At 69.1% G+C, this 9,634-nt stretch carries 8 protein-coding genes; 2 read left to right on the top strand and 6 right to left on the bottom strand.

The annotated features are described in order from the left end of the window. Positions 1 to 171 precede the first annotated feature (171 nt). The 6 genes from ACTIF1_RS26330 to ACTIF1_RS26305 all read right to left on the bottom strand — a co-directional run bounded on the left by ACTIF1_RS26330 (position 172) and on the right by ACTIF1_RS26305 (position 7,444). Positions 172 to 1,245 (bottom strand): ABC transporter ATP-binding protein, encoded by a 1,074-nt coding sequence (locus ACTIF1_RS26330; protein WP_439599441.1) that lies wholly within the window; start codon positions 1,243 to 1,245, stop codon positions 172 to 174. Then, a complete protein-coding gene (locus ACTIF1_RS26325) occupies positions 1,242 to 3,455 on the bottom strand; it encodes an ABC transporter permease (RefSeq protein ID WP_439599440.1) in 2,214 nt (737 codons plus the stop codon). Before ACTIF1_RS26325 ends, ACTIF1_RS26330 begins: the two co-directional genes overlap by 4 nt. 10 nt (positions 3,456 to 3,465) lie before the next feature. Beyond that, positions 3,466 to 4,488 carry an ABC transporter substrate-binding protein gene (locus tag ACTIF1_RS26320; protein WP_439599439.1) on the bottom strand — a complete coding sequence of 341 codons (1,023 nt, stop codon included), beginning with the start codon at positions 4,486 to 4,488 and terminating at the stop codon, positions 3,466 to 3,468. 33 nt (positions 4,489 to 4,521) lie between these two features. After that, the gene (locus ACTIF1_RS26315) at positions 4,522 to 5,547 is read right to left on the bottom strand and encodes an ABC transporter substrate-binding protein (protein ID WP_439599438.1); all 1,026 of its coding nucleotides are present in this window, start codon (positions 5,545 to 5,547) and stop codon (positions 4,522 to 4,524) included. Between the two features lie 71 nt (positions 5,548 to 5,618). Further along, positions 5,619 to 6,647, bottom strand: coding sequence for an ABC transporter substrate-binding protein (locus ACTIF1_RS26310; protein WP_439599437.1), 1,029 nt, complete (start codon positions 6,645 to 6,647; stop codon positions 5,619 to 5,621). A 206-nt stretch (positions 6,648 to 6,853) separates the two neighbouring features. After that, positions 6,854 to 7,444: an exopolysaccharide biosynthesis protein gene (locus tag ACTIF1_RS26305; RefSeq protein ID WP_439599436.1), complete on the bottom strand. Its 591-nt coding sequence runs from the start codon at positions 7,442 to 7,444 to the stop codon at positions 6,854 to 6,856. A gap of 121 nt (positions 7,445 to 7,565) precedes the next feature. On the opposite strand from ACTIF1_RS26305, the gene ACTIF1_RS26300 reads away from it, so the two are divergent. Both ACTIF1_RS26300 and ACTIF1_RS26295 read left to right on the top strand, forming a co-directional pair. Next, complete coding sequence (locus ACTIF1_RS26300; protein WP_439599435.1) at positions 7,566 to 9,188, top strand: ABC-F family ATP-binding cassette domain-containing protein; 1,623 nt, start codon at positions 7,566 to 7,568, stop codon at positions 9,186 to 9,188. Then, positions 9,122 to 9,634 (top strand): calcium-binding protein (locus ACTIF1_RS26295; RefSeq protein WP_439599442.1); only part of this gene is annotated, 513 nt, incomplete at its 3' end. The genes ACTIF1_RS26300 and ACTIF1_RS26295, both read left to right, overlap by 67 nt.

The raw sequence follows: 9,634 nt of genomic DNA, 5'->3' as shown, positions 1-9,634 counted from the left end.
ACCGGGCTGAAGACGCTGAGCGCCAGCGACTTCGCGCTCTGATCCGACGGGACGGGCGCCGGATGCGGCGCCCGTCCGCAACGCAAAAGAGCCTCGCCGTCCGGGTCCGACCCGGGCTGCGAGGCTCTTCCTTTTTCGGCAGGTTTTCTCGGCGCGCTGTGGGCCCCCGCTTCAGGGGCGCACCACCACCACGCCTTCCTCCTCCAGCAGCAGCCGCACCTTTTCCCCCGGCTGGCGGCGGCGCAGGCGGTCCGCACCCTGGGCGAAAAGCTCGCCTACGGCGGTGCTGAAATAGTACTCAGTGTGCGAGCCCATATAGGTGGCGCGGGTCACGGTGGCATCCAGGCCGTTCGGCGCATCCGGCGGCGCAATGCGAATCGCCTCCGGCCGAATGACCGCATCCACTGCCCCGGGAGGCAGGCCGCGGCCGGGCAGGGTCAGGCGTGCGCTGTCCAGCGCCAGCACGCAATGCTCACCGGAGACGCTCTCGATCACGCCCCGCACATGGTTCGCCTCGCCCATGAAGGTGGCGACGAAGACGGAATCGGGGCTGGCGTAGAGCACCTCCGGCGCGCCGGCCTGGGCGATGCCAGCATTGCGCATCACCACGATCTTGTCGGAGACGGCCAGCGCCTCCGACTGGTCATGCGTCACGTAGACGACGGTAAGCCCCAGCCGCTGCTGCAGTGCGCGGATCTCCTCCCGCATCGTGCGGCGCAGGCGGGTGTCGAGGTTCGACAGCGGCTCGTCGAACAGCAGCACGTCCGGCTCCAGCACCAGCGCGCGCGCCACCGCCACGCGCTGCTGCTGGCCGCCCGACATTTCGGAGGGCAGGCGGCCGCCAAAGCCCTTCAGGCCGACCGTCTCCAGCACCGCTTCCGCCTTGGCATGCGCGGCCTGCTTGCGCTCGCCGGAGGAGATCAGGCCATAGGCGACATTCTCCAGCACCGACATATGCGGGAACAGCGCATAGGATTGGAACACCATGGAGACATTACGCTCACCGGCGGACAGCAAGGTGACGTCGCGGCCGCCGATGAAGATCTTGCCCTCGGTCGCCTGTTCCAGCCCCGCGATCATGCGCAGCAGCGTGGTCTTGCCGCAGCCGGAGGGGCCGAGCAGCGTCACCAGCGTGCCGCCCTCGATCACCAGGTCCAGCGGCTTCACCGCCTGCACCTGGCCGTAGCGCTTGCCGAGGCCGGTGAGGCGGACTTCCGCGCCGGTTGTCTTGATGGGGATGCTCACGCACGGCCTCCGACTGGAGCAGGTGTGGGAAGGGCGGCGGCGCGCCGGCCGAGGTTGCGGCGCCCGACCAGCAGGTTGATCAGCCCGATCGCTGCCATCATCAGGACGATCAGCGCGGCGCAATAGGCGATCGCCAGGCCATAATCGCCGTTGATGACGCGGTTGATGATGAAGACCGTCGCCATCTCATACTCCGCCGAGACCAGGAAGATGACGGCCGAGACCGTCGTCATGGCGCGCACGAAGGAATAGACCAGCGCGGTGACGATGGCCGGCTTCAGCAGCGGCAGCACCACCGTGCGCAGCGTGCGGAAGGTGGAGGCACGCAGCGTCACCGCCGCCTCGTCCAGCGACTTGTCGAGCTGGCTCATCGCCGCGACGCCGGAGCGCACGCCGACCGGCAGGTTGCGGAAGACGAAGCAGGCGACGAGGATCACGGCCGTGCCGGTGATCTCCAGCGGCGGCAGGTTGTAGGTCAGGATATAGGCCACGCCGATCACCGTGCCGGGCACGGCGAAGGTCAGCATCAGCGCGAATTCCAGCGCCGTGCGGCCCGCGAAACGCTGCCGCGTCAGCACCCAGGAGGCGAGCAGGCCGAGCCCCGCAGTGATCGGCGCGGCGATGGCGGCCAGCTGGATGGTGGTGAAGAGCGAATGCCAGGCGCCGCCCGAGAAGATCAGCGCGCCCGCCGGCGACCATTCCAGCGCAAAGGCGCGTTCGAAATGGCTGAAGGTCGGCGTCCAGTCGCGGCCCCAGACCTTCACGAAGGCACCGGCCAGCGCCATGACATAGACGATGACGGTCAGGATGGCCCAGGGGATCGCCACGGCGAAGGCCACGCGCCGCACCGGCGGCGGCAGCCGCGTCGGCAGGCCGACATCGCCCTTGCCGGTCATCGAGACATAGCTGCGCTTGCCCACCACGCTGCGCTGGATGATGAAGGCGGTCAGCGCCACCACCAGCATGATGGCGGCCAGCACAGCGGCGCGACCGAAATCCTGCTGCGCGCCGACGACCGCGAAGAAGATCTCGGTGGAGAGCACGCCGAAGGACCCGCCGAGCACGATGGGATTGCCGAAGTCCGCCAGGCTTTCCACGAAGACCACCAGCCAGGCATTCGCCAGGCCCGGCAGCATCAGCGGCAGGGTCACGGCGCGGAAGGTGCGCATCTGGCTGGCGCGCAGCGTCTGGGAGGCTTCCTCCATGGCGGGCGAGACGCCCTCCACCACGCCGATCAGCACCAGGAAGGCGATGGGCGTGAAGGAGAAGACCTGCGCCAGCATCACGCCGTTGAAGCCGTAGATCCATCGGCCGAGCTCCAGCCCGAAGACGGATTCCGCGATCTGGTTGAAGACGCCGGAGCGGCCGAAGATCAGGATCAGGCCGAGGCCGATGACGAAGGGCGGCGTGATGATCGGCAGCACCGTCAGCAGCCGCAGCAGCTTCTTCGCCCGGAAACCGCTGCGCGTGACGATCAGCGCGAAGCACAGGCCGAGGATGGTGGCCGCTGTGGCGGTGGAGGTGGCCAGCAGCAGCGTGTTCCAGAAGACGCCGCAATTCACCCGGCCGGTGACGCAACCGAGGCCCCAGATCTTGCTGTCGAAGAGCCGCTCCGCCATCGCGGCACCCACGGTGAGATCGGCGCGCGGCGTGAACATCTCGGACAGCACCGTGCCGACCGGCCAGGCGGTGAAGACGATGATGGAGGCCACCAGCAGGCCGACCGCGCCGGATACGAAGCGGTCGCCCTTGAAATAGCCGCGCAGCGCGAGGCCGTCCGTCAGCAGCACCAGGAAGCCCAGGAAGGCCATGGCGCCGCCAAGGCCGATGCCGAATTGCCGGTCCTCCAGCTCCCCGAAAATCCGCGCCAGAACGGGCCAGTTCCAGCCCTGGATGCCGATGGCCAGCCCCTGTAGCACAAGCGCCGCCAGGCCCAGCCCGCCGCCCCAGACCAGGAAGCGCGCGCGCCGTGCCCGCTCACCTGTGGGCAGCGCGCCGGGCAGTGCCAGCAGCAGGCCGGCGATCACCGGCCAGAACCAGAAGCGCCCGAATTGCGCGGCCTGGGACAGGGCGGAGGCCGCCTCCGCCTCCCCCCGGCCGAGCGCGAACAACCCGGCGAGCGTCAGCCCGTCCTGCTGCATGTGCCAGGGCAGGACCAGCGTGCCGAGCGCCGCGATCAGCCAGAAGAAGAAGGAGGTGCCGAAGAACATGGGCTTGGCTTCAGCGCGGCAGCGCGCCGACCTCCCTGTCCCAGCGCGCCAGCAGGCGGCGGCGCTCGGCGCTCGCGCCGAAGCGGGCATTGTCGTAGTCGATGATCCGCGCGGTCGCCATGTTCGGCGCCCCCTCGGTCAGCGGCACGCCACGGTTCGCCATGGTCTGCAGCTTCTTCGCTTCCTGGGAGGCGATGATCTGCGCCGGGGCGGAGAGCGCCCAGTGATAGAATTGCTGCGCCGCCGGCAGGTTGCGCGCACCGCGGAGGATCGACATGGAGCCGATCTCATAGCCCGTGCCCTCACACGGCACGGCATGGCCCACGGGGAAGCCGGCGGCGGCCTCCTCGGCGGCGTTGTGCACGAAGGAGAGCGAAAGCGCCGTCTCCCCGCGCGCCACCGCCGTGATCGGCGCGGTGCCGGAGCGCGGATAGGCGTTGATGCTGCCGTGCAGTTGCTTGAGATAGTCGAAGGCCGCCTCCTCGCCCATCATCTGCACCAGCGTCGCGATGATGATATAGGCGGTGCCGGAGCTGTTCGGGTTCGCCATCTGGATCTCGCCGCGATAGGCGGGGTTCAGCAGATCCGCCCAGCAGCGCGGCGCCGGCAGGTTGCGGCGCGTGATGAGTTCCGTGTTGAATCCGAAGCCGAGCACGCTGGCATAGACGCCCACCGTGCGGCCTTGCGTCTGGCGCCACTGCGCCTGGGCCCAGTCATGCAGTTCCGCGATGCGCGGGCTTTCATGGGCCTGGGTCAGGTTCTCCTCGCCGGCCGCCACATGCGGGTCGCCGGTGCCGCCCCACCAGACATCGCCGCGCGGATTGCGTGCCTCGCTGCGGATCTGCGCCAGCATCTCGCCGGTGGATTTCTGGGTCAGGTTCACGCGGATGCCGCTCTCGCGCTCGAAGCCGCGCGCGATCGGCTGGCACCATTCCAGCGTGGCGGAGCAATAGAGGTTGAGCTGCCCCTGCGCGGCCGCGGGCAGCGCGGGCAGGAGGAAGGCCGCGGCGAGCGCGAGGGGGCGATGAGTCATGCAGATACTCTCTTGTTCAGTCGGGCTGGCAGATCAGCGCGGCAGCGCGCCGATCTCACGGTCCCATCGCTGCAGGATGCGCCGGCGCGTATCGGCCTGGCCGTAGGCCGCAAAGTCGTAGTCGATCAGCCGGACGCGGGAGATATCGGCGATGCGCGCATCCGGCGTCGCGCCGCGATGCGCCGGGGTGTGGAACTGGTTCGCCTTGGGGCCGATATCCATTGCCGCCGGGGTCAGGTACCAGTCGTAGAAGCGCCGCGCCTGGGCCAGGTTGCGGGCGCCGCGGATGATCGACATGCAGGCCACCTCGTAGCTGGTGCCCTCGCTCGGGAAGACCAGGTCGATCGGGAAGCCGGCCTGCTGCATGGAGGTGACCTCCATGTTGAAGCTGACCGCCAGCGCCGTCTCGCCGCGCGACACCGCCTGCATCGGCGCGGCGCCAGAGCGGGTATAGGCATTCACATTGGCATGCAGCTGCGCCAGGTAGGCGAAGGCGCGATCCTCGTCCCAGAGCTGCACAAGCCCCGCGATGATGGTGTAGGCTGTGCCGGAGGAATTCGGGTTCGGCATCTGGATCTCGCCGCGATAGGCGGGATTCAGCATATCGGCCCAGCTGGTCGGCAGCGGCAGGTTGCGCCGCGTCATCAGCTCCCGGTTCCAGGCCAGGCCGATGGCGCCGGAGGAGACGCCGACGCAGCGCTCGCCGGACATGGCATGCACGCGCTGGGCCCAGTCATGCAGCTGCGCCATATTGGGCGAGGTATAGGGCTGCAGCAGGCCGGCCTCGGCGGCCGAGATATGCGTCTCGGCGGAGGCGCCGAACCAGATATCGGTGCGCGGGTTCTGCGCCTCCGCCCGCACCTGCGCCAGGATCTCGCCGGCCGATTTGCGCGCCATGGCGACGCGCACGCCGGTCTCCCGCTGGAAGGCGCTGGCGATCGCCTCGCACCAATCGGCGGCGGGCGCGCAAAGCATGTTGAGGCTGCCCTGCGCCGCGGCCGGCAGCGGCAGCGTGGCGCAGGCGACGACCGCGGTCGCGACGATCAGGCGGAAGGACATGGGGGAAATCCTGCAGGGGGGGCATCGATCCGGCGCGGGGGGGGGGGCTCCGCGCCGGCAGGGGCGGGGGTTCAGCGCGGCGCGGAGCCGACCTCGCGGTCCCAGCGCTGGATCAGCCGCCGGCGCTCGGCCGCGCGACCGTATTTCGCAAAGTCGTATTCGATCAGGCGAATGCGGGAGAGATCCGGCGCATTCGGCGGCAGCGGCGCGGTGGCATTGGAAGGCTGCTGCAACTGGCCGCCGGCCTCGAAGCCCAGGCGCTGGGCGGGCTCGGTCAGCGCCCAGTCGTAGAAGCGGCGCGCCTGGGTCAGGTTGCGGGCGCCGCGGATGATGGACATGGAGCCGATCTCATAGCCCGTGCCTTCGCAGGGGGTGGCATAGGTCACGGGGAAGCCCGCATTGGCCTCCGTCACCGCATCATGCACGAAGCTGATGGACACGCCGGTCTCGCCGCGCGCCACGGCCTTGATCGGCGCGGTGCCGGAGCGGGTGTAGGAATTCACATTGGGATGCATCCGACGCAGATAGTCGAAGGCCGGCTCCTCGCCCATCAGCTGCACCAGCGTCGCGATGACGACATAGGCGGTGCCGGAGGAATTCGGATTGGCGATCTGGATCTCGCCGCGGAAGCGCGCATCCAGCAGGTCCGCCCAGCAGGCCGGCGGCGCGATGCCCTTGCGCGCCAGCAGTTCCGTGTTGATGCCGAAACCGACCGCACCGGCATAGACGCCGATGGCGCGACGTTCGGATTGCCGCCACTGGGTCAGCGCCCAGGGGTGCAGCCCGGCATTGTTCGGGCTTTCATAGGCCTGGGTCAGATTCTCCTCGCCGGCGGCCAGATGCGGGTCGCCGGTGCCGCCGAACCAGACATCGCCGCGCGGATTCTGCGCCTCGGCGCGGATCGCGGCGAGCGTCTCGCCGCTGCCGCGCTGGGTCATGTTCACCCGGATGCCGGTGTCGCGCTGGAAATTCGTGGCCACCGCCTGGCACCACTCGTTCTGCACCGAGCAATAGAGGTTGAGGCTGCCCTGCGCCGCGACGGGCGCGGCGAGACCGCCGGTGCCGAGGAGCAGGAGGGGGAGCAGCGGGCGGCTGTGCATCGGGCGTTTCCTTTTCAGCGCGGCAGCGGCCTGCCGCGCAGATCGGGGGCAAGCCGCCGCATGGCCTTGCGGCCCGAACCGCGCCACCACCTTGCCGTTCCCCCCGAGCCGCACGAGCGCAACCCTGCGCCCGCCGCCTTGCGCGCGGGCGGTCATAAAAATGCAACATTTCCGCCGGCCAGGCAAGCTTTGGGGGGGGCGGCGGCTCAGCCGTTGAAGCCGAAGTGCCAGATCGCCAGGGGCAGGGCGGCCAGCAGGGCCATGGAGCCCAGCACCACGGCACCATCCCGCGCCAGCACCCCGGCCGCGAACAGCGCGATGACGGCGGAGGCGATGGAGCCGGAGGTGGGGATCACCTCCATCACCGGCATGAACAGCGTCAGCCCCAGGATCAGGACCAGGGGCAGCAGCAGCCAGGGGCGGTGCAGCAGCCAGGTCAGCCGCTGGCCGAGGAAGCGTTCCACGAAGCGGACCGGCTTGCGCAGCCAGGCGATGCCCTTGCAGAGCTTGCTGGTGGACAGGTGCCGCCGGGTGATGAAGCCCGGCAGCCAGACGCTGTCGCGCCCCAGGATCATCTGCGCCGCCAGGATGAAGACGATGACCGCCACGGTGGCCGTCAGCCCCGGGATGGCGCTGGCGGGAGAGACGGCGATGAGCGCGGAGATCAGCATCAGCCCCGCGAAGGACTGGTGCCCGAGCTTGTCGACGATCTCCTGCACCGCGATGGACTCGCCCTCGGCGAGGCTTTCAAGCTGATCCAGCAGGTCGCTGAGGGTATGGGTCTTCGGGTCTGCCATGCGTCACCTCGCTGCGGCAGCCAAACTCCCCGGCTGGCGAACGGTTCCACGCGCTGCCGTCGCGGCGCCTGCCGGGCTGTGCCATAAGCCCGCCGCAACCATCCCAGGCCCCGCCGCCCCCATGATCCGTCTCGACTCCATCAGCAAGCAGAACGGCCTGCAGATCCTGTTCATCGAGGCTTCCGCCGGGCTCCTGAAGGGGGAGAAGGTGGGGCTCGTCGGCCCCAATGGCGCCGGCAAGACCACGCTGTTCCGCATGATCATGGGGCGGGAGGCGCCGGATGAGGGCCAGGTCTTCGTCGATCGTGGCGTCAGCATCGGCTTCTTCAGCCAGGATGTGGGCGAGATGTCCGGGCGCAGCGCGGTGGCGGAGGTGATGGACGGCGCCGGCGCCGTCAGCACCGTGGCGGCGGAGCTGCAGGCGCTGGAGGCGGCCCTGGCGGACCCCGCGCGGGCCGATGAGATGGAGGCGCTGATCGAGCGCTTCGGCGAGGTGCAGGGCCAGTTCGAAGCCCTCGGCGGCTATGCGCTGGAAGGTCGGGCGCGGGAGGTTCTGGCCGGGTTGAGTTTCAGCCAGGAGATGATGGAGGCCGATGTCGGCGCGCTCTCGGGTGGCTGGAAGATGCGCGTGGCGCTGGCCCGCATCCTGCTGATGCGCCCCGATGTCATGCTGCTGGACGAGCCGAGCAACCACCTGGACCTGGAAAGCCTGATCTGGCTGGAGCAGTTCCTGGCCGGCTATGACGGCGCGCTGCTGATGACCTCGCACGACCGCGAATTCATGAACCGCGTCATCAACAAGGTCATCGAGATCGATGGCGGCACGCTGACCAGCTACGCCGGCGACTACGAATTCTACGAGCAGCAGCGTGCCTTGAACGAGCGCCAGCAGCAGGCGCAGTTCGAGCGGCAGCAGGCGATGCTGGCGAAGGAGATCAAGTTCATCGAACGCTTCAAGGCCCGCGCCTCCCACGCCGCGCAGGTGCAGAGCCGGGTGAAGAAGCTGGACAAGATCGAGCGGGTGGAGCCGCCGCGGCGCCGCCAGGCGGTGGCCTTCGAATTCCTGCCCGCGCCACGCTCGGGCGAGGATGTGGTGAAGCTGCGCAACGTGCATAAGCGCTACGGCAGCCGCGTGATCTATGAGGGGCTGGACCTGCTGGTGCGCCGCCGTGAACGATGCTGCGTGCTGGGCACCAATGGCGCCGGCAAGTCCACGCTGCTGAAGCTGGTGGCTGGATCGACCGCGCCGGATGAGGGCACGGTCGCGCTCGGCGGCAGCGTGCGGATGGGCTATTTCGCCCAGCATGCGATGGATCTGCTGGATGGCGAGCAGAGCGTCTTCGAGGCGCTGGAATCCGCCTTCCCGCGCGCCGGCCAGGGTTCGTTGCGCACGCTCGCGGGCTGCTTCGGCTTTTCCGGCGACGATGTCGAGAAGCCTTGCCGCGTGCTCTCGGGCGGCGAGAAGGCGCGGCTGGTGATGGCGAAGATGCTCTACGATCCGCCCAATTTCCTGGTGCTGGACGAGCCGACCAACCACCTGGACATGGCGACCAAGGAAATGCTGATCGCCGCGCTGGCGCAGTATGAGGGCACCATGCTCTTCGTCTCCCACGACCGGCATTTCCTCGCCGCCCTGTCCAACCGCGTGGTGGAGCTGACGCCGGAGGGCGTGCATGAATACGGCGGCGGTTACACCGAATACGTGGCGCGGACGGGGCACGAGGCGCCAGGGCTGCATGCGTAGGGAAATCTAGGCGGCGGTCGCATCCGCCTGGCGGTGGTCGCAGTCCCCCGCTTCCCAGATCGACCCGTCCGGTCGTCGAACATGCACCGCCTGGGACAGCCTCGCGGTGGCACCGGTCTGCATCGAGCCCGTGTCAGCAGGTTCGCCGCGAGCGGACCCCGCGCGATGCTGCCTTCGGAGACTGTTCGACACTGCCGGGCGGTCGGTTCCGCGGCGCTTCCGATGCCGACAATTTCCTGTCCGGCAATGACGGCGCCGATACGCTCCTGGGCGGCCTCGGTGATGATTCGCTCGCGGGCGACGCGGGCGATGACACGCCGGCGGGCGGCACGGGTGCCGATGTGCTCACGGGCGGCGTGAGGAACGACCGACCTGGAGGGGCTGCAGGACTTCGTCTTCCTGGGCCAGGTCTCGAGCTCGGCGGGGGCAGCGATGGGGGCAGGCCA

It is taken from the genome of Falsiroseomonas sp. (assembly GCF_051860665.1).
GTDB lineage: Bacteria > Pseudomonadota > Alphaproteobacteria > Acetobacterales > Acetobacteraceae > Falsiroseomonas.
This window is presented reverse-complemented; position numbering and strand designations above follow the sequence as displayed.